16 protein-coding genes, 3 tRNA genes and 2 pseudogenes are annotated in these 19432 nt (G+C 41.5%); 11 read left to right on the plus strand and 10 right to left on the minus strand.

Annotation, left to right across the window (positions count from 1 at the left end; translation table 11 throughout):
• Positions 1 to 245 precede the first annotated feature (245 nt).
• From XDD1_RS10975 to XDD1_RS11000, 6 genes are all read left to right on the plus strand, one after another.
• Positions 246 to 321: transfer RNA gene (locus XDD1_RS10975), tRNA-Asn, on the plus strand.
• A 287-nt stretch (positions 322 to 608) separates the two neighbouring features.
• Positions 609 to 684 (plus strand) — tRNA-Asn (locus tag XDD1_RS10980).
• 239 nt (positions 685 to 923) lie between these two features.
• Positions 924 to 999 (plus strand) — tRNA-Asn (locus XDD1_RS10985).
• 231 nt (positions 1000 to 1230) lie between these two features.
• On the plus strand, positions 1231 to 2283 hold the full coding sequence (gene pyrC, locus XDD1_RS10990; RefSeq protein WP_045971140.1) for a dihydroorotase: 1053 nt from the start codon (positions 1231 to 1233) through the stop codon (positions 2281 to 2283).
• A 210-nt stretch (positions 2284 to 2493) separates the two neighbouring features.
• Positions 2494 to 2748, plus strand: coding sequence for a biofilm formation regulator BssS (gene bssS / locus XDD1_RS10995; RefSeq protein ID WP_045971142.1), 255 nt, complete (start codon positions 2494 to 2496; stop codon positions 2746 to 2748).
• A gap of 211 nt (positions 2749 to 2959) precedes the next feature.
• Positions 2960 to 3553, plus strand: a complete 594-nt coding sequence (locus tag XDD1_RS11000) for a LuxR C-terminal-related transcriptional regulator (RefSeq protein WP_045971144.1) — start codon at positions 2960 to 2962, stop codon at positions 3551 to 3553.
• A 134-nt stretch (positions 3554 to 3687) separates the two neighbouring features.
• Here the strand turns inward: XDD1_RS11000 and trhO are convergent, their stop codons facing one another.
• Entirely contained in the window at positions 3688 to 4746 is a 1059-nt protein-coding gene (gene trhO / locus XDD1_RS11005) for an oxygen-dependent tRNA uridine(34) hydroxylase TrhO (RefSeq protein ID WP_045973520.1), read from the minus strand.
• A gap of 619 nt (positions 4747 to 5365) precedes the next feature.
• Between trhO and XDD1_RS20400 the strand changes: the two are divergent.
• Positions 5366 to 5521: pseudogene (locus tag XDD1_RS20400) on the plus strand (IS5/IS1182 family transposase); the annotation flags it as partial.
• Between the two features lie 131 nt (positions 5522 to 5652).
• Here XDD1_RS20400 and XDD1_RS11015 read toward each other — a convergent pair.
• Positions 5653 to 5871, minus strand: coding sequence for a hypothetical protein (locus XDD1_RS11015; protein ID WP_045971145.1), 219 nt, complete (start codon positions 5869 to 5871; stop codon positions 5653 to 5655).
• Between the two features lie 90 nt (positions 5872 to 5961).
• Between XDD1_RS11015 and nqrE the strand changes: the two genes are divergently transcribed.
• Positions 5962 to 6561 carry an NADH:ubiquinone reductase (Na(+)-transporting) subunit E gene (nqrE, locus tag XDD1_RS11020; protein WP_148886078.1) on the plus strand — a complete coding sequence of 200 codons (600 nt, stop codon included), beginning with the start codon at positions 5962 to 5964 and terminating at the stop codon, positions 6559 to 6561.
• A gap of 394 nt (positions 6562 to 6955) precedes the next feature.
• On the opposite strand, the gene guaA is transcribed toward nqrE, so the two are convergent.
• Positions 6956 to 8533 carry a glutamine-hydrolyzing GMP synthase gene (gene guaA / locus XDD1_RS11025; RefSeq protein WP_045971147.1) on the minus strand — a complete coding sequence of 526 codons (1578 nt, stop codon included), beginning with the start codon at positions 8531 to 8533 and terminating at the stop codon, positions 6956 to 6958.
• Positions 8534 to 8613: 80 nt separating this feature from the next.
• Positions 8614 to 10080 (minus strand): IMP dehydrogenase, encoded by a 1467-nt coding sequence (guaB, locus tag XDD1_RS11030; RefSeq protein ID WP_045971149.1) that lies wholly within the window; start codon positions 10078 to 10080, stop codon positions 8614 to 8616.
• Positions 10081 to 10253: 173 nt separating this feature from the next.
• Here guaB and xseA point away from each other — a divergent pair, with 173 nt between their 5' ends.
• The 3 genes from xseA to XDD1_RS11045 all read left to right on the plus strand — a co-directional run bounded on the left by xseA (position 10254) and on the right by XDD1_RS11045 (position 12637).
• Positions 10254 to 11621 carry an exodeoxyribonuclease VII large subunit gene (gene xseA, locus XDD1_RS11035; RefSeq protein ID WP_045971151.1) on the plus strand — a complete coding sequence of 456 codons (1368 nt, stop codon included), beginning with the start codon at positions 10254 to 10256 and terminating at the stop codon, positions 11619 to 11621.
• A 362-nt stretch (positions 11622 to 11983) separates the two neighbouring features.
• The gene (locus XDD1_RS11040) at positions 11984 to 12217 is read left to right on the plus strand and encodes a hypothetical protein (protein WP_045971153.1); all 234 of its coding nucleotides are present in this window, start codon (positions 11984 to 11986) and stop codon (positions 12215 to 12217) included.
• Between the two features lie 180 nt (positions 12218 to 12397).
• Entirely contained in the window at positions 12398 to 12637 is a 240-nt protein-coding gene (locus XDD1_RS11045) for a hypothetical protein (RefSeq protein ID WP_045971155.1), read from the plus strand.
• 201 nt (positions 12638 to 12838) lie between these two features.
• On the opposite strand, the gene XDD1_RS11050 is transcribed toward XDD1_RS11045, so the two are convergent.
• The 6 genes and pseudogenes from XDD1_RS11050 to XDD1_RS19985 all read right to left on the minus strand — a co-directional run bounded on the left by XDD1_RS11050 (position 12839) and on the right by XDD1_RS19985 (position 19398).
• The gene (locus XDD1_RS11050) at positions 12839 to 13432 is read right to left on the minus strand and encodes a TonB-dependent receptor domain-containing protein (protein ID WP_148886089.1); all 594 of its coding nucleotides are present in this window, start codon (positions 13430 to 13432) and stop codon (positions 12839 to 12841) included.
• Between the two features lie 22 nt (positions 13433 to 13454).
• The gene (locus tag XDD1_RS11055) at positions 13455 to 14498 is read right to left on the minus strand and encodes an IS630 family transposase (RefSeq protein WP_045971158.1); all 1044 of its coding nucleotides are present in this window, start codon (positions 14496 to 14498) and stop codon (positions 13455 to 13457) included.
• A 99-nt stretch (positions 14499 to 14597) separates the two neighbouring features.
• Positions 14598 to 16256, minus strand: a pseudogene (locus XDD1_RS11060) (TonB-dependent receptor domain-containing protein); the annotation flags it as partial.
• A 128-nt stretch (positions 16257 to 16384) separates the two neighbouring features.
• Positions 16385 to 18577: a S9 family peptidase gene (locus XDD1_RS11065; protein WP_084721014.1), complete on the minus strand. Its 2193-nt coding sequence runs from the start codon at positions 18575 to 18577 to the stop codon at positions 16385 to 16387.
• Between the two features lie 18 nt (positions 18578 to 18595).
• The gene (locus tag XDD1_RS19980) at positions 18596 to 19021 is read right to left on the minus strand and encodes a TonB family protein (protein ID WP_231854392.1); all 426 of its coding nucleotides are present in this window, start codon (positions 19019 to 19021) and stop codon (positions 18596 to 18598) included.
• A complete protein-coding gene (locus tag XDD1_RS19985) occupies positions 19018 to 19398 on the minus strand; it encodes a hypothetical protein (RefSeq protein ID WP_231854393.1) in 381 nt (126 codons plus the stop codon). Before XDD1_RS19985 ends, XDD1_RS19980 begins: the two co-directional genes overlap by 4 nt.
• Positions 19399 to 19432 lie beyond the last annotated feature (34 nt).

Here is a 19432-nt window from a genome sequence, read left to right on the forward strand (position 1 = left end):
TACCTAATGCTCATAAAAAAGCAATAATTGTAAACTAAATAGATTTTTACCAAGATAAACAACTAATACTAAAAACTATAAAATACATAAATGTTCAGATAACTAGATATTTTTTCAGCAAAAAATATTAAAAAAACACCATTATGATGCTAACTTAATCGATCGCACTTATTTTTATTTTTTTTCCCTTTACAATACCAGATCATTCACTGTATTATTCTCCCCGTTCTCAGGAACACCTTAATTCCTCCATAGTTCAGTCGGTAGAACGGCGGACTGTTAATCCGTATGTCGCTGGTTCGAGTCCAGCTGGAGGAGCCAAATTCTGAAAATCCCGATTAGCTTTGCTGGTCGGGATTTTTTCTGTCTGCAATATGTTATGTGCATACCCCTTCTCTCATCTCTCACATTGCGGTGTTGCCGGTTAACCTACAACTGAAAATCTTAATATCCAGAAGCTTTCCCGCTGCCTTTTCGACCTAAAAAACATAAGTAAGCTCAAAAACAACCCAATAAGTACATATTGCAAGCAATCAAACACTTATTGTTATTTTCTGCTTTGACAAACGTAAAAAGTGCCGTTAATATTCACCCCGTCTTGAAGGAGTTCCTCCATAGTTCAGTCGGTAGAACGGCGGACTGTTAATCCGTATGTCACTGGTTCGAGTCCAGTTGGAGGAGCCAAATATTTTGAAGAGCCTGATTCGTAAAACGAATCAGGCTTTTTGCTTTCCGGCCTGCTGTTTTCTCATCTCATCTTTTCTGTTTTGTGTCTTTCTTCTTTTTAACGTCGCCATTTTTCAGGGGTTTCTCTGCCAAAAAACACATAACGCACAGATTCTCAGCAATCAAACAGTTATTGCTATTTTCTGCTTTGACAAACGTAAAAAGTGCCGTTAATATTCACCCCGTCTTGAAGGAGTTCCTCCATAGTTCAGTCGGTAGAACGGCGGACTGTTAATCCGTATGTCGCTGGTTCGAGTCCAGCTGGAGGAGCCAAATTCAATTCACCCTCGTGTTGTTACTTCTATTTTTTCCTTTTTTTGATACGATAATTTCCTCTGAATACCCTAGTTCCAGATAAACTTAAAATTCTGATTTGCCAAGATTGGAACAATATTATCATTCAATAATAGCTATTTAACTATTTTCGCTTTATCATCCTCCTCCGGCTTAAGGATTGCTGAGTCAGCATCCACCATTTTTCACCTATATTCTGGAGCCGGTTCCATGACCACTGAATCATACACAATTAAAATCCGCCGTCCTGACGACTGGCATGTCCATTTCCGTGATGGTGATATGCTAAAGACCATTGTGCCCCATACCAGCCGTTTTTTTGGCCGTGCAATCGTCATGCCCAACCTTGTTCCCCCAGTGACAGATATTGCCAGCGCCAGAGCTTACAAGGAGCGAATAATCGCTGCTATTCCGTCAGATCATCACTTCCAGCCTCTTATGACTTGCTACCTGACTGACTCAACAGCCAGCGACCAAATTGAGACGGGTTATCAAGACGGGATCTTCACTGCCTGTAAACTTTATCCTGCCAATGCAACAACGAATTCCAGTCATGGCATTTCAGATATTAAAAAGATCTACCCATTATTGGAGACTATGGAAAAAATAGGCATGCCTTTACTGATCCACGGGGAAGTCACTGCCTCTCATATCGATATTTTTGACCGTGAAGCGCGTTTTATTGAACAGGTAATGGAACCATTGCGTCAGCAGTTCCCTGAATTAAAAGTCGTTTTTGAACATATTACCACCAAAGAAGCCGCTGAATATGTTCTTGAAGGCAATGATAAATTAGGCGCGACACTGACACCACAGCATTTGATGTTCAATCGAAACCATATGCTGGTTGGTGGTATTCGTCCCCACCTTTATTGCTTACCTGTGCTAAAACGCAATATTCATCAGGAAGCCCTCCGGGCAGCAGTTGCCAGCGGCTGTAACCGCTTTTTCTTAGGCACAGATTCCGCTCCTCATGTATTGCACCGCAAAGAATCTTCTTGTGGCTGCGCTGGCGTTTTCAATGCTCCAACCGCACTGGCGGCCTACGCCACTGTGTTTGAAGAAATGGGTGCAATGGAATATTTCGAGTCCTTCTGTTCCCTAAATGGCCCTGCATTTTACGGCTTGCCAATGAATGATGGCTTTATCGAGCTCACCCGTAAACCAACGCCAGTGGTTGAATATGTTGAATACGGTGACGAAAAGTTAATTCCATTCCTTGCTGGGGAAGATGCAGGATGGGACGTAAGGGTATGTGAGTAATTTTATCACAACCACCTGTGCGGAAATTGTTCTCTGTTTCCGCACACTTCCGGCCTAACGCGCCCTATCCGCTATAATGCAAAAATCCTGCTATTTTCACTTCTTAGATTGCCAAAAAGGTTTATACTGCTAAAGGCTCATCTTAGATGAGATCTTCTGCTCTTAGTCAATTATATCAATAATGATTCTGCTGTCTGATTAGGAGGTTATATGGGAAAAGAAAATGAAATAATTCAAACTCATCCTGTTGTAGGCTGGGATATCAGCACTGTCGATGCCTATGACGCCATGATGATACGCCTTCATTACTCATCCACCCAAGATCAAACCACAGAAAATGTCAGTGTTGACAAAACGTTATGGTTAACAACAGGTGTAGCGAAACAACTTATCCTCATTCTACAAGCCGGGATTGAAAAAATAGAAGCCTCGGAATACAGTCAACTCGATCATATTAAACATTAGCAATAAGGTTTAGACACGCCTAACCCATTCGGACACTCAATATATTGAGTGTCCCAAATGAATAACCGAACATATATTAACCAATAAAATTATCCATATGGTTTATTATTCTTCATAATATTGTATTATACGCCTGCGCTCACCCGCATAATGCTTAACTATTAAGCTAATCATTTAAATATAACCATAGTAGAACAAGGATGTTCAAATAATGAAACTATTAATCATTGATGAATGCCACTATACACGCTTAGGAATTATTGAATCCCTGAAAGAAAATACCTCTATCCTTTCTTTGGGAACGGCCTCAATACGTGAGGCTATAAATATTTTACCTGTATTCTCCCCAAATGTCATTTTAGCGAATTTGACCACTTATGGTTACTACAGTGAATATTGTGAACAACTGAAATTATTAATTTCTTCAGTTTTAGATGCTCGTACCTATATTTATATAGATAAAGCATATCCCACCAAGAACCAACCTATCCAGTTGACAAACAAGGATTTTATTTTAACAAAAAAAGATATGACAATATTACTTGAACGCCTAAAAGAAATGGCTTCATATGATATTCAACATTATTTCTCTAATTTTAGTACGCATAGTTCTATTTTTAGTTATCAGGAAGATCGCATCATCTATTATTGGATGTTAGAAATGGATACCCATAAAATCGCCAAGATCTTGAAAATCAGCAATAGTACAGTTTATTCTCACAAAAGGCATATTATAGAAAAAATGGGCGTTTCTAACAAAATAGAGCTACTTTTTATTTACAATATCTTTAAGTATTTCTGTTAACGCATTTGAATTACCTATCTTAGTATAATAGTGGCAATAGAATAAATTCCCAGCCACATAGCGAATTATGTGACTGGGACAATAAACGCAGATAATAAATCTACAATTTGAAAGATGAAAACTAACTAGAACGACTACTTAATAGATTGCAGTGATGTGATATGCAAGCCATCATTTAACCGATAGCGGGACTTATTAAAAATTTTAGCGCCATTCTCTCTTCCTGCCCGACGGGTACGCTGTTCTTCTCCTGGCAGTCTCATCTCTTCGCGACAGGCATCGCTGCAACAACCTTCGAAATGTGCTGCACAAGATGGGCACTGGATAAACAACAAATGGCAGCCATCGTTCTTACAGTTGGTATGGCTATCACATGTTGCTCCGCATTGATGGCAGTGCGCAATGATATCTTCAGAAATACGTTCACCCATGCGTTCATCAAAGACAAAGTTCTTGCCAACAAACCGGACTGGCAATCCCTGTTCTTTCGCTTTACGGGCATATTCAATAATGCCACCTTCTACGTGGTAAACTTTGCTAAAACCGTTGTGCAACATATAAGCACTCGCTTTTTCGCAACGAATTCCACCGGTACAGTACATAACTACATTTTTATCTTTATTGTCCTTCAGCATTTCCACAGCCATTGGCAACTGCTCACGAAATGTATCTGATGGAATTTCAATCGCGTTTTCGAAATGCCCGACTTCATATTCATAGTGGTTACGCATATCGACAAAGACGGTATCAGGATCATCCAACATTTGGTTAACCTGCTCCGCTTTCAGGTATTCGCCTGTTTTAGATGGATCAAAAGTTTCATCTCCAATACCATCGGCAACAATGCGTTCACGCACCTTCATGCGCAATACCCAAAATGACTTACCATCATCTTCCAACGCAATGTTAAGACGCAAATTGCATAACGCCGGGTCGGTCTCATCTAATAATGCTCTCAACGCATCAACATTTTTGGAAGGCACACTAATTTGTGCGTTGATACCTTCTTTGGCGATATAAACCCGACCAAAGACAGATAATTCAGCAAACTTTTGATACAAACTATCGCGAAAAGCCTGTGGTTCGGAAATAGTAAAATATTTATAAAAAGAGATTGTCGTGCGCGGTTCATTTTCAGCCAACATGCGCTCTTTTAGCTCTTTATTAGAAATACGGTTATGTAACACTGGCATGGTGTTCAAAATATCCTTGTAGTTCATTGATATCTATACATTTATGTCTGTCTGTGTCCACAGAGTGTCCACACTTGACCATTATCGGCAATATTTAACTAAAAACCCTGAGTTCACACTTAGGGTTTTTATTTTCTACAATATACTTTTTCTTGTGACCTAGATCTATCAATCTGTGCCCTGAACGCGTTGAACATTGACTAACAATACAACCATAATTTCTTTTTAATCAGTTTGTTATATCGTTTATGATAATGAGATTGTTAGGCACAATATTGATGCCGTCGCTACCAGTATGACCAATGTAAACTCTGTTCGATTGTCTCTCCCGTCTTTTTCACCGATTTTGACAACAGATTACGCGGTTCCGAGACACTGGGTGCTATCAATCCCTCCGGTGTTTTTTCTCCCGTACCCGCGAGCAATTTGAGCAGATACTCCCTTTGTTTGGGCACGCCCATAAACAAACGGCACCCTGTGAATCCGGCAACCTTCTGGAGTATGAAGAACACCGAACCCGCTGAATGCAAAGGCTATAATGCCGGGGAAAAGATATCAGGAATCAAACGTCAGCTTGTTGTCGATAATCATACTCAGTTGGAACGCGGGTAAAATGCTTATGGCCGATAGTGGGTATACTGGAGAGGCGTTTGCCCTGTCGGTAAAATTGCTGTGTGGTGCTACCGTAACAATTGCCAAACGTTCTGAATTGCATATGTTCGTGGTGATCCCCAACCATTGGATGGTTGAGCGTTCATTGGGCTGGTTAGAAAAATACGGGCAGAAACATTTCTATTCAAATAATATTATCGGTTGTAGAAATAACGTTATCCGCGATAATCGGGGTACTATTCAACCCCGATCAAAATTTACTATTGGTTGTAGAGGAAAATACCAACATTTCTGTTAGTCTTCATGACTGATTCCGTGTGTCAGGTACAAATTGTCAGTCTCAATATCCCTATCAAATATGACATATCTGGGTAAAACTTCACCTTTAATCCACATTCTTACGCTGCAATTTGCTTGAGTCACTTCAACATCATAATGATCTATTTTATAACGTAAATTGGGATAATACTCATCAAGTGCCGCTAAAATTCGCTCTTCCAAGTCCATACTCATAAATCTACCTCCCAGTTTTTTAAAAGATAGCTTTAAGTAATTCACTGTTTTATTTAGACTATAAACAGCTTATCATACATGGGAGGGATTATGATTGAAAATCACTTAAACATACTCATTAAAGCAGCTTTTATTGAAAATATGGCTCTAAGTTTCTTCCTTGGGATGTGTACTTTTTTAGCTGTTTCTAAAGAGGTTAAAACCGCATTTAAACTAGGGATAACTGTCACAGTATTACTTACATTAGCCACACCAATCAATAACTTAATCTATAATTATATACTCAAAGAAGATAGCATCGTTGAAGGCATAGACTTGTCATTTCTTAATTTTATCACCTTTATCGGTGTCTTAGCCGCTCTTGTCCAAGTTTTAGAGATGTTTCTGGATAAATTCATTCCCTCCCTGTATCACTCGCTAGGAATTTTCCTACCTTTGCTCACTATCCACTGCGCGATTTTTGGTGCCACCATATTTATGGTTGAGCGGAACTATAATTTTGCTGAATCTATTACTTATGGCGCAGGTTGTGGCATTGGCTGGATGCTGGCGATTATCGCCTTAGCCGGATTACGAGAAAAAATGAAATATTCAAATATTCCCAAGGGACTAAAAGGGCTAGGTATTACCTTTATCACTGTCGGTCTTATGTCACTTGGATTTATGTCATTCTCTGGAATATCACTTTAATAAACGAAGGTGAGCCATACACATCATCGAATATAATGATAATTAGACAATAAATTAATTATATTTTCCAAGTTATATAAATTTTTATACAACTTAAATCGCGCTAAGAAACTTTTGCCAAGCCAACTGAACGGAAAGAACCATAAGACCGTTTGTCATCGGCAGAAAGTAAGGGGGTTATTCTCTGACGCTTACTCTATTTATATTCATGATTAAATCCTTATCTGTTATGGGATAACAGTCGGATTTTCCCATGTGCAGCATTATTGGCAGAGTCAATTTGTTACTGGCCGCCTTCACAAGGGTGGTATTTAGTCAAGAATAAAAAGACCCTAAAATCAGGGTCTTAATTAGAAAATCATGATGATTTGGTGAGGTTTGGGAGGGCTTTATATCATTCCCACTCAATGGTTGCGGGTGGTTTACCGCTGATGTCATAGACGACCCGCGAAATACCATCAACTTCATTGATGATTCTGTTCGATACACGACCCAAGAAATCATAGGGCAGATGCGCCCAATGAGCGGTCATAAAGTCGATAGTTTCTACCGCACGCAGGGACACAACCCAGTCGTATTTACGGCCATCACCCATCACACCCACAGAACGGACAGGCAGGAATACGGTAAATGCCTGACTGACTTTATGGTACAGATCCGCTTTGTGCAGTTCTTCAATGAAGATAGCATCAGCGCGACGCAGTAAATCACAATACTCTTTCTTCACTTCACCCAATACGCGAACACCAAGACCTGGGCCTGGGAATGGATGACGATAGAGCATTTCATATGGCAGCCCCAGCTCCAGGCCGATACGGCGTACTTCGTCTTTGAACAGTTCTTTCAGCGGTTCAACCAGACCCAGTTTCATATCGTCCGGCAGGCCACCCACATTGTGGTGAGATTTAATCACGTGGGCATTGCCCGTTGCAGAGGCCGCTGACTCGATAACGTCTGGATAAATGGTACCCTGTGCCAGCCACTTAACCTGAGTTTGTTTCGATGCTTCTTCATCAAACACATCAATAAAGACGTGGCCGATGGCTTTACGTTTAGCTTCTGGCTCATCAATGCCCGCCAATGCAGACAGGAAGCGCTCTTCCGCTTTAACATGAACAATGTTCAGGTCAAATTTACCTGCAAACATCTCCATGACCTGATCCGCTTCGTTCAGGCGCAATAAGCCGTTGTCAACGAAGACGCAGGTCAAACGCTTACCAATCGCGCGGTTCAGCAGCAATGCCGTAACAGAGGAATCCACACCGCCAGACAGCGCCAGAATAACGTGATCATCACCAATCTGCGCACGCAGACGTTCTACAATATCGTCGATGATAGAAGCCGGCGTCCACAGTGCTTCACATTGACAGATATCCAACACAAAGCGTTGCAGGATATTCAGGCCTTGATGGGTGTGAGTCACTTCTGGATGGAACTGCACGCCATAAAAACGTTTTTCATCATTAGCCATGATGGCAAACGGGCAGGTATCCGTACTGGCAACCGTGGTAAAACCAACCGGAATGGCGGTCACTTTATCACCATGACTCATCCATACATCCAGCAAAGGTTTGCCATCTTCGCTCAGGGCATCCTGAATCTCACGGAACAATTCACAGTTATTTTTGATCTCAACCTGTGCATAGCCAAATTCACGCTCATCAGAATTGGAAACTTGGCCACCTAATTGCGTGGACATGGTTTGCATGCCATAGCAGATACCCAGCACAGGCACACCCGCATTGAATACATATTCCGGTGCACGTGGGCTATCGTGCTCAGTTGTGCTTTCTGGTCCGCCAGAAAGGATAATACCGTTCGGGTTAAATTCGCGGATTTGCTCTTCAGTGACATTCCATGTCCAAAGTTCACAATAAACACCAATTTCACGGATGCGGCGAGCAATAAGCTGAGTATATTGCGAACCAAAATCAAGGATCAGAATGCGATGCTGATGGATATTCGTTGTCATTTGAGGTGAGTTCCAAAAAAACAAGTAGCAATTAAAAAAATAAAAAATCAGTGGCCCAATGATGGGCCACGTTAAATAGATTACAGACCTAAACGGTAGTTTGGTGATTCTTTGGTGATCGTCACGTCATGAACGTGGCTTTCCTGAATACCGGCACCACTGATACGCACAAATTCTGCTTTTGTTCTCAGTTCATCAATGGTTGCACAACCGGTCAGCCCCATACAGGAACGCAGGCCGCCCATCTGTTGGTGAACGATGTTTTTCAACAGGCCTTTGTAAGCCACACGACCTTCGATACCTTCCGGCACTAGTTTGTCAGCCGCATTATCAGTCTGGAAATAACGGTCAGAAGAGCCTTTGGACATCGCGCCCAGAGAACCCATGCCGCGGTAAGATTTGAACGAACGGCCTTGGTAGAGTTCAATTTCACCCGGAGATTCTTCTGTCCCTGCCAACATAGAACCCACCATCACACAGGCTGCACCTGCTGCAATCGCTTTAGCGATATCACCAGAGAAGCGAATACCACCGTCTGCAATAACCGGAATGCCAGTCCCTTCCAGCGCTTCAACTGCGTCTGCAATGGCGGTGATTTGAGGAACACCCACACCGGTAACAATACGGGTTGTACAAATAGAACCTGGGCCGATACCCACTTTCACTGCGTTTACACCCGCTTCCACCAGCGCTTTGGCACCTTCACCCGTCGCGACGTTACCGCCGATGATTTGCAAATCCGGATATTTAATGCGAGTTTCACGAATACGCTGCAACACCCCTTCAGAATGACCGTGGGAAGAGTCAATCAGCAGTACGTCTACACCCGCAGCCACCAAGGCATCAATGCGTTCTTCGTTGCCAGCACCGGCACCCACCGCCGCACCAACACGCAGGCGGCCTTGTTCGTCTTTACATGCATTCGGCTTACGTTCCGCTTTCTGGAAATCTTTCACCGTAATCATGCCAAGCAGGTGGAATTCATCATCAACAACCAGCGCTTTTTCAACACGTTGCTCGTGCATCTTCTGCAAAACCACTTCACGGGCTTCGCCTTCTTTGACTGTCACCAAACGTGCTTTCGGCGTCATCACCGCGGTTACGGGCTGATCCAGATCAGTCACAAAACGGACATCACGGCCGGTAATGATCCCCACCAACTCGTTCGCTCCGGTTACCACCGGATAACCCGCAAAGCCATTACGTTCAGCCAGTTCCTGGACTTCACGCAGCGTCGTTTGTGGCGTGACAGTAACGGGATCGGTCACCACGCCGCTTTCATGTTTCTTCACACGACTGACTTCTTCCGCCTGACGCTCAATGGACATATTTTTGTGAATGAAGCCAATGCCCCCTTCCTGTGCCAGTGCGATTGCCAATGAAGATTCCGTCACGGTATCCATGGCCGCAGACAGCATGGGCACGTTCAGGCGAATGGTGGAAGTTAATTGGGTGGACAAATCTGCTGTGTTAGGCAAGACTGTGGAGTGGGCGGGAACCAACAATACATCGTCAAAAGTTAATGCTTCTTTTCTAATTCGTAACATGGGCAATATCTCACCAGGCTATGGAGCAATAAGAGGGATAAAATATTGCCGCGGCATTATACAGGCCGAAACCGGTTGCCTCCAGCATTTTTTGAAAAAAATTCTTGCTTAGTCAGCCGATGAGACTAATATCGGTTAATTAAGTCCTTGTTTTAAAATTTGATCTAGCTCACATGTCACGACCAACTCATAGCGGAATTTTTTCTGTTAGCCGTTTAAATCAAACTGTTCGCCAGTTATTAGAGCTGGAAATGGGCAGAATTTGGTTATCCGCCGAAATGTCCAATTTTTCTCAGCCATCATCAGGGCATTGGTACTTCACCTTAAAAGATGAACGAGCACAAATTCGTGCCGCCATGTTTCGAAGTCACAACCTGAGAGCCACGTTTCGCCCGCAAAACGGGCAGCAGGTCTTGGTTCGGGCACAAATTACCCTGTATGAGCCTAGGGGTGATTATCAACTGATTGTGGAAAGTATCCAGCCTGCCGGAGAGGGTTTGTTACAACAGCAGTTTGAAATGTTGAAGCAAAAACTCTCCACGGAAGGTTTATTTGATCAAATTCACAAAAAAACCCTGCCCTCGCCGGCAAAACGGCTCGGTGTTATTACTTCCGCCAGTGGCGCAGCACTGCACGATATTCTGAACATCTTGCAACGCCGTGATCCTTCCTTACCTATTGTCATTTATCCTACTGCGGTTCAGGGTGATGAAGCCCCATTACAAATTATCCGGGCGATTGAACTGGCAAATGCGCGACAAGAGTGTGATGTCCTGATTGTCGGGCGTGGTGGCGGTTCACTGGAGGATTTGTGGTGTTTCAATGACGAACGCGTTGCACGAGCCATATTCCAAAGCCGTATTCCAATTATTAGCGCTGTCGGGCATGAAACCGATATTACCATTGCAGATTTTGTCGCTGATTTACGGGCACCAACGCCTTCTGCGGCAGCAGAATTGGTCAGCCGCAACCAAATAGAGTTATTACGGCAAATACAATCCCTGCAACAACGCCTTGAAATGGCGATGGATTATTTCTTTGCCCAGAAACAACGGGTATTTAATCTATTGCAACACCGTCTCCAGCAGCAACGCCCTGATTTGCGATTAGCGCGTCAGCAGAATTATTTGGCGGAGTTACGCCAAAAATTAGTTGATAGCTTATTACGTTGTTTAAAACAGCAGTCAATTTCCTATGAGAAGCTGAATCAGCGGTTGTTGCAAATCCGCCCTGAACGGGAAATTCAGCATTACAGTCAATCTATTCAGCAGCTTGATTTTCGCTTAAAACAGGCCATTGAACGACAATTAGGGCGTTATCGGCAAAAATTTGCCGTTTCCTGTTCGCGCATGGAGGCGGTTAGCCCGCTGGCAACATTAAGTCGCGGTTACAGTATCAGCGAGCTATCTGACGGGAATTTGTTGAAACAGGTTAAGCAGGTAAAAACAGGGGACAAGGTGAAAACACACTTGCAGGATGGGTGGATTGAGAGTCAGGTAACACAGGTGAAAAAAGTCAGCAAGAGAAAGAAATTAAATTAGTCTGGATATGCGAAGTTAATTAGGGGTTTATGCTAAAAATAGCCCCCTATCCATCTTTTTTTCTATTTTTCTGGTTGATGAATGATATCTTTATTCTATACTTAGTTTATCGATGAAATTATTTTTTAGTTACTATCCAAAATGGAGATTTTGGATATATAAAATAACAAAATAGATCAATCAGGAGGTTGTATTTTAAGAATGTTAGTATTTACAGATCATTAAAATAATTCTTATGATTATTTTTCTTATTATTCAATTATTAATATAGATTCCTAAAGGAGTAGACAGCTTTCCCAATATATGGAAATGGATTAGTATATTAAATTTTATTACACACAACATTAAGTAGTGAGGAAATTATGACAAACTCAACCCCCATAGAACCAAATAAAACTCTTGATAAAAAAATATGGACTGATATCGAAAGTCTTGTTGGCGATATAGCAACAACAATCGATGATTTATTAAATACATTGAGAGATGCTGATGTTATTTCTGCTGACATAGTGAAGATTATAACTACTGTCATAAACAGATTGGCCGAGGCTATTGAAAAGATTATTGAAGATCTATTTATTAAGGATAAAAAATGAACACCACCCTGGTAAAATTTCTGGAGTGGCTATTTACTTGGATAGCTATTATCATTTTCAGTCAACAGTTAAGTTAAATTTTCTCAATTATTTTTTTAATTCCTCTGTCCGACTAGTGATATTTTTATTTCACCCTTAGCAGTAAAATAACACACATAATAATTACATAGCGAGGTAACCATGAAAGAGTTAACAGATGTAAAAACAAACTTAGCCCTCAGTGAAAAATCATTCTTGGATCTCTTACAAGGGATTGATAATATAGGAAAATTACTTAAAGATATATTTCAGTTATTAATGGACAGTGGAATTATCCCTGATGATACATTAATTAAAATAGAAATAAAAAATATCATAGATATAGCAATTTCAGGTTTTAAAGAAATATTAACTATTATTCAGCAAAGAAATATAGAATAAAAAAATATAAATAACCCAACATATCTATTTTATATAATCTATTATAAATAAAGTTTATATTATACTAAAAACCAGATTGCAGAGTATCTAAGTTACCAAATAAAAATCCAAAATATCAAGATAAAAATAAAATAGATTTAGCAAAATAGCGGTGAAACTTCACCGCTATTTTTATGTACTCATTTAAACTTTAAGAAAATATTAGAAACGAATTTCTGCTCCCATCACGTAGGTTCGGCCACGAGCGGTTTGCGTTTTAGAATCCTGTTGAGCCATGATTGGCGATGAATTCATACGGTTCAGTGCATCAGCATAGCTTCTATTGGTTAAATTTTGAATTGAAAATTTAACCAAAATATTTTTATTGATTTGATAATCTGTATACAAATCAATAATTGTCGGAATTTTGTCTGATTTTTGCATTACGATTTTATTATCTTCATCCCGCTCATCTTCAGGACTTTGATGATAAGATTGCCCTGTATATTTTATAATGGTTCCTATCCGAAGTTTTTCATCCAAAAAACGAACTCCTGTATCTAATGTCAGATAACGTTCTGGTAATTGAGATTCCGGACTTCCTCCAAAATAATATGTTGCTATTGATGTCGGTTGCTGTGTTTTTTGCTGGCTATATGCCAATGTACTATAGAACACGCCTGCATCATAATTAGCAGAAATTTCATAACCTTTCATAATTACTGGTTTCAGGCTATTGGTATAGATATAAGCAGAAACATTTGGATTAAGTGAATTCTCTTCCTCAGCCGTCAATTTTCCATCAAGTTTACACATTTTCTTTTCAGTAAATAGGTTTTCATAATTGTGATACACCCATTTTTCTCATCCCCGGTTTCTGCTGTTGTAAGGAAGCGGTTTCCATGAAGATTTTGACATGGTGAAGCAACTGCCACATAAATTGGCAGCAGTGGTTTCGTGTCACGGTTTCATGCAAGGATTGCCATAGACGTTCAATTTTATTCAACCACGGGGAATAGGACTGTAAAAAGAGAAGGTTAAATTGGGGATTTTTTGCCAGCCAAACCCTGACCTTCCGGCTCTTATGAATGCAATAGTTATCTAAAATTAACGTGATTGTCTTGGCACTGGTATATTGATGATTAATTTCATCTAACAATTTGATAAATAAATCTGAGTTCTTTCTCAAGCCACCGACATACGTGATTTCTTTCGTTTTCGCATTGAGGCAACCCGCAAGGTAGTGTTTTTGGTTCTTTCCGGGGGTAACAACACGCTTTTGCTGTCCTTTGAAGCACCAGTCTGCACCGATTTTCGGGTTAAGGTTGATGTCCACTTCATCCTCATATAAGACAGGATGTTTCCCTGAGGCATTGGATAACGCCTCGCTGATTTTGGCCATTTTTTCATCATACTCAGGGTCAGGTAATTTTAAGGTTGGCGCCGCCCTTCGCCAAACGATGCCCGCCCGACAAAAGTAGCGATAGAGTGTACTTTGAGAGAGCGATATATTCAGTATCTCATTGATTTTAAGTGTAATCAGTTCAAGGCTCCATCGTGAACGGAGATAGCCAAGATGTTGTGGAGAGTGCTGTAATAAGAAAGAAATGACGGAGAGAAGCGGGGCTAAATTCCAGATGGCAGGCCTTCCCGCAGGGAGGCTTTTAAGCCCTTCCAACCCGTATAATGTTAACCAATTTACCCAACGATTAACTGAAGAACGTGAACAGTGAAGCGTTCTGGAAACGTGAGAAACCGTACTCCCTTCATGCAACATCAAGAGCGCGGTGAGGCGACGTGCATAGTTCTTATCCCGGGTTTTCTGGATAGCTTTTTTCATTTGACGTCGTTCATTTCGGGGTATTGATGTTATGATTGGCATGACTCAGTCCATTTTGGGATTTGTTTTGATTTGGCGATTAATCAGATCGCGAAAATCGGACTGAGTTCCCTTCAAGTGATCTACTATTTTGAAAACCTATTTACAAAGCATATAAGGATCACTGCTAATATAATTTTTAATTTTAGTATGGAATAACGTTGCCTTTAGCCGAAATGTGTCTCCATCTACAATTAAATTTGGGCGATAGCTATTAAATCCAATTTGATAGGTTTCTGCTTTTTCTCCTTTAAGGAATGGGTTAATAGAAGTACCAGCATCGTTGGAATGAAAAATTTCCTGAGCATTGGGTGCCCGCATTGAATGCGTATAACTCACAAATGGTTGAAATTCAGGAATAATTTCTGCCGACAATAAAATACTTGGATTAAATCCACGCTCTTTTAAGTTTAATTGAGCCTCTCCTTGCGGGAAGCAATTGACACGTTCATCACAAGCGGGTTTTAAACCCTTAACACTATAATCCTGATAGTTTAGCATCAGATCAGCAGTGTAAATGCCACGTTCAATTTTTAACTTACTATAAATACTGGCAATATCTTGCTTACCACTTGGGGAAAATCCATTGTTTTCACGCATTTCACCATCTGTTTTTTCATCCGGCGAACTGGTACCAATGTTTTTACGATATTCAGTTCTCATCCATTTACTGCCAACCGTGAATGCAAAATCAGTATCAGCATAATTGAATCGGCTGGTATTACGGATATTGATAGAATCGGAGCGACTTTTTGCTTCACTCGCGCTTAATACTCCCGTTGCACGATCTTGCAAACGTTGTTGACCATTACTGGTACTGATCATGATTTTAGTATCTACTAACTCAGTAAACGGGGTGTAGTGATATTTCAAATAATAATCATAGTTATCAATATGACGACGGTTAAATTTATTATGGTAAAGACGGCTGCTTAATTCCAAATCATGAAATTCATTGGGTTTAATATTTAATTTCATTAATTGAGAATTGGGTTTTTGTTTGAATGTGTTACTCGTACCAAACTCCTCACTACTGACGCCATCAGCATTTCTATAATGGGCTTCAATATTGTGTCCACTGAAAGCGAACAAAGCTCCGATAGAACCTTCTGGGCTGAATGCTTGGGTTTTTCCTGCAACAGCCATCATGCCACTTCGGCCGATACCATTATTACCATATGTCCACTTAGTTCGGACTCCCAGATTATTACCTTCAAATATGACATCATCGACACCAATGGTGCGGAAATTGGCACTTCCTACCAAGGCATTGATAGAATCAGCGTCATCAGCTTGCCCACGGGCAATATCTGCTCGCACAATAAAGTTAGGATCAACCAAAGCGCCAAATTGGCTATAAGGCTGTTGCCCATGTGCAAATTCATTCGGCGCTGTACCATAAAAACTCTGGCTAACACCATCCACCATCATATTAACGCGGCCGAAACCACTTAAACCGCGAATATTAACACTCACAACTCCTTGCCCTTGACTGGCATCCATTTGAGTATAAGTTCCCGGCAAGCTGCGCAATATGCTGTCCACAGATTCCAATTTATTATCTTCGCCCACAGAACTATAAGCGCCGGGTTTTTCCATCGCTTCAATCTGAGGTGCATTCTTATTATCTTGAGAGCCTGAAACTTTCAGGCTGCTAAATCGCACGACTTTTTCTTTTTCATTGTCATTTTCAGCATAAGCGATGCCCTGAAGCCCAATCAGCATTGCGCTGGCTCCAGCTATTTTTGCCACAGTTTTCATTAAAATATCACCTAAATTAAAAAAAGTATTGATTGACGACTCACACTGCTTCACAAATTTGCGTAATAAAAAACCCATGACGCTGATAAAATTATCAGCGCCTTGAGTCATCATTAGCTATTTTTTTATTAGTCTTTTAATTCTGGAAAATAGGTTTTAGCATCATCCAACATTAATAAGAAACTGTAATCAAAGGCAATGTCATTCAGACGATTAAAACGCCCTGATTTTCCACCATGCCCCGTATCCATATTGGTCTCTAACAATAACAGACTATTGCCTTGTTTCATTTCCCTTAATTTCGCTACCCATTTTGCTGGCTCCCAATATTGCACTTGAGAGTCATGCAAACCTGTCGTCACCAACAAATGAGGATAACGCTGATGTTGAATATTGTCATAAGGACTATAGGATTTAATCCGAAAGTAATCTTCTTTATTATTTGGATTACCCCACTCTTCATATTCACCCGTGGTTAATGGAATGGATGGATCAAGCATCGTGGTCAACACATCCACAAAAGGCACTTTTGCAATGACACCACGATAGAGTTCCGGTGCCTGATTAATCACTGTGCCCATTAATAAACCGCCCGCACTGCCGCCTTCAGCATAAACACGCTGGCTATTGCCGTAACCATCAGCAATCAGGGTTTTGGTTGCATCGATAAAATCGTGGAAACTGTTCATCTTGTTCCCAAGTTTACCTTGCAGATACCAATTTTTACCTAAATCCCCACCACCACGCACATGCACTAATGCGTAGACAAATCCACGATCCAGCAAACTTAACAGTGCTGAACTGAAATAAGGGTCCATGCTGATGCCGTAAGAACCATAACCGTAAATCAGGATCGGGTTTTCCCCTTTTTTGAACAGGGACTTGCGGTATACCAGAGAAACCGGCACTTCCACGCCATCGCGCGCTTTTACCCAAAGACGCTGGCTGGCATAATTCTCTTGGCTGAACCCTTTCACTTCCTGTTGCTTCAACAACTCACGCTGACCCGTTTGCATATTCCATTGGAATACAGAACTGGGTGTTGTCATTGATGAATAGCTATAGCGCAAGAAATGGGTATCGGGTTCCGGGTTATAACCCAATGATGCCATATAGGCCGGATCATCGAATTGGACACGCTTCTCCTGCTGCGTTTGCCAATCAATCTGGCGAATCGATGACAATCCTTTCGTGCGTTCCTGCACAACTAACCCATCGTTAAACAGGGCAAAATTTTCCAGATCGGTATTTTCCTGTGGCGCAATCACGATTTCCCAGGGTTTATTAATGGCATCTGTCCGATACAGGCCAAATAAGGGATTTTCATGATTAGAACGGATATAGAATTGCCCACGGAAGTGGTCGAGGTCATATTCACGCTCCGCCTGACGAGCAGAAAAAATCTGCGGTTCTGATTGCGGCTGGTTGGCATCAATCAGCCGATATTCTGAACTCGAATAACTGGTACTCGAAATCAAAATATAATCCAGTGAGGTACTTTCCGAAATCGACAGGTAGAAGCGCTCATCCTCTTCTTGATAGACTTTTTTATCCTGCTGGCTATCCGTGCCATATTGGTGACGAACTAACTGATAAGGCAGTAATGTTTGTGGATCTCTGCGCACATAAAACAGCGTTTCACCATCATTCGCCCACAAAATATTGCCGGACGTGTTTTCTATCACATCATTCTGCCAGTCGGCATCTGCAAAATCCTTAAATGAGATCTTGTAGTTACGACGACCTTGGGTATCCTCCGCCACAGCAATGCGTTTGTTATCTAAGGTAACCGCAAATCCACCCAGTTGATAAAACTTATGCCCCTTTGCCCGCTCATTGCCGTCAACCATGATCTGCCAATCATTGGAATTATCGACTGGCTTGCGCTGATAGATGGGAAAATCTTTTCCTGCCTCGTAAACGGTACGATAAACATACCCATTATAGGTATAAGGAACGGACTGATCTTCTTTACTCATTCTATCAGCCATTTCGTTATAGAGGGTTTCACGCAATGCTTGACCCGGTTTCAGCATTTGCTCGGTATATTGATTCTCGGTTTTTAAGTAATCAATAACATTTTTATCCTGACGATTGTCATCACGTAGCCAATAATAGTTATCAACACGAACATCGCCGTGCATTTCCATTTTATTTGCTTGTTTTGTGACGAGATGTTTTGTGGCGATAGGTAGCACCCTATTTTCCTCCATTGCGATAGTGGCAAGACTGTGCCCCAATAAACTACCACCGAGCAAAAAGCCAAGCACCCTTCTTTTACTGCGCACTGCTTTCTCGCACACGGTTTTATCCTGTGACATGCCATCAATCCTGTATTTTTACTGAGATAAATAAAAATCTATCGGCAGTTCAACGGTGATCCTGCCATGCGTTAAAATGACGTCGGGCGGCTTAGGTAAAGGCTGTGACCTTTCCAGCACCATCCTGGCTTCCCTGTCCAGTGAATTAGTTCCTGAACGTCGCGTTAATTCACTGTCAAGCACGGCTCCCAGTTGGTTTACCGTGAATTTCACCATCGGGCGCCCTGTTCGTTTCCTTCTCTGGGCATCGTCCGGGTATTTTTTATAACGATTCAGGTGCCCCGTGACTTCTGCCTGCCAAACGGCTTTGGCATCAGCAATAGCGTCAGAGTTACTTTCATAAGACGCTGCCGTGCGAGCGGTCACATTATTCGCCTTTGCGCTACTGGTCGTTGGCGCAGCACTGCTGCGAGATTTTTCGCTTTCCTGCTCTTCGGCTTTCACTCGCTTAACCGGCTGTGTTTTTTCAGTGCATCTTGTTCTTTCTTTTTTTTCTTCGGCTTATCCACCAACAGCAAGGCATTTTCATTAACCTCTAATTTTGGCATGTTGAGTTCGTCAACTTTGCTTTCTTTCTGATTACTGGCCACAGATAGCTGCTGTTCAATGCCAATCGGCTGTACGTGTATTTTATGGATAGCTTCCGTCTGCGTTGACAGTTCCACCATCACCGCCGGCGGAGGAAGAAATTCCTCGATATCGATATCTTTGGGTTTGTGGATCAGCCATCCTACGAACAAGACGTGCAGTGTGATCGCAGCGAAAAAAGATTTTGTCACATGACCTGTGTGAGCATTTTGATACGTGGTGTACGTCAGCATCTTTTATAGCACATTATGTCAATAATAAATTGAC

This window comes from Xenorhabdus doucetiae (assembly GCF_000968195.1).
Taxonomy (GTDB): domain Bacteria; phylum Pseudomonadota; class Gammaproteobacteria; order Enterobacterales; family Enterobacteriaceae; genus Xenorhabdus; species Xenorhabdus doucetiae.

What these genes read in the sequence shown, in the direction of transcription:
- XDD1_RS11015 (WP_045971145.1), bottom strand. Translation starts at nt 5,871, where the DNA reads ATGAGTATGGACTTGGAAGAGCGAATTTTAGCGGCACTTGATGAGTAT.
- guaB (WP_045971149.1), bottom strand. Translation starts at nt 10,080, where the DNA reads ATGTTACGAATTAGAAAAGAAGCATTAACTTTTGACGATGTATTGTTG.
- pyrC (WP_045971140.1), top strand. Translation starts at nt 1,231, where the DNA reads ATGACCACTGAATCATACACAATTAAAATCCGCCGTCCTGACGACTGG.
- xseA (WP_045971151.1), top strand. Translation starts at nt 10,254, where the DNA reads ATGTCACGACCAACTCATAGCGGAATTTTTTCTGTTAGCCGTTTAAAT.
- XDD1_RS11050 (WP_148886089.1), bottom strand. Translation starts at nt 13,432, where the DNA reads ATGTGTAAACTTGATGGAAAATTGACGGCTGAGGAAGAGAATTCACTT.
- XDD1_RS11040 (WP_045971153.1), top strand. Translation starts at nt 11,984, where the DNA reads ATGACAAACTCAACCCCCATAGAACCAAATAAAACTCTTGATAAAAAA.
- XDD1_RS11055 (WP_045971158.1), bottom strand. Translation starts at nt 14,498, where the DNA reads ATGCCAATCATAACATCAATACCCCGAAATGAACGACGTCAAATGAAA.
- guaA (WP_045971147.1), bottom strand. Translation starts at nt 8,533, where the DNA reads ATGACAACGAATATCCATCAGCATCGCATTCTGATCCTTGATTTTGGT.
- XDD1_RS19985 (WP_231854393.1), bottom strand. Translation starts at nt 19,398, where the DNA reads ATGCTGACGTACACCACGTATCAAAATGCTCACACAGGTCATGTGACA.
- XDD1_RS11065 (WP_084721014.1), bottom strand. Translation starts at nt 18,577, where the DNA reads ATGTCACAGGATAAAACCGTGTGCGAGAAAGCAGTGCGCAGTAAAAGA.
- bssS (WP_045971142.1), top strand. Translation starts at nt 2,494, where the DNA reads ATGGGAAAAGAAAATGAAATAATTCAAACTCATCCTGTTGTAGGCTGG.
- XDD1_RS11045 (WP_045971155.1), top strand. Translation starts at nt 12,398, where the DNA reads ATGAAAGAGTTAACAGATGTAAAAACAAACTTAGCCCTCAGTGAAAAA.
- XDD1_RS11000 (WP_045971144.1), top strand. Translation starts at nt 2,960, where the DNA reads ATGAAACTATTAATCATTGATGAATGCCACTATACACGCTTAGGAATT.
- trhO (WP_045973520.1), bottom strand. Translation starts at nt 4,746, where the DNA reads ATGCCAGTGTTACATAACCGTATTTCTAATAAAGAGCTAAAAGAGCGC.
- nqrE (WP_148886078.1), top strand. Translation starts at nt 5,962, where the DNA reads ATGATTGAAAATCACTTAAACATACTCATTAAAGCAGCTTTTATTGAA.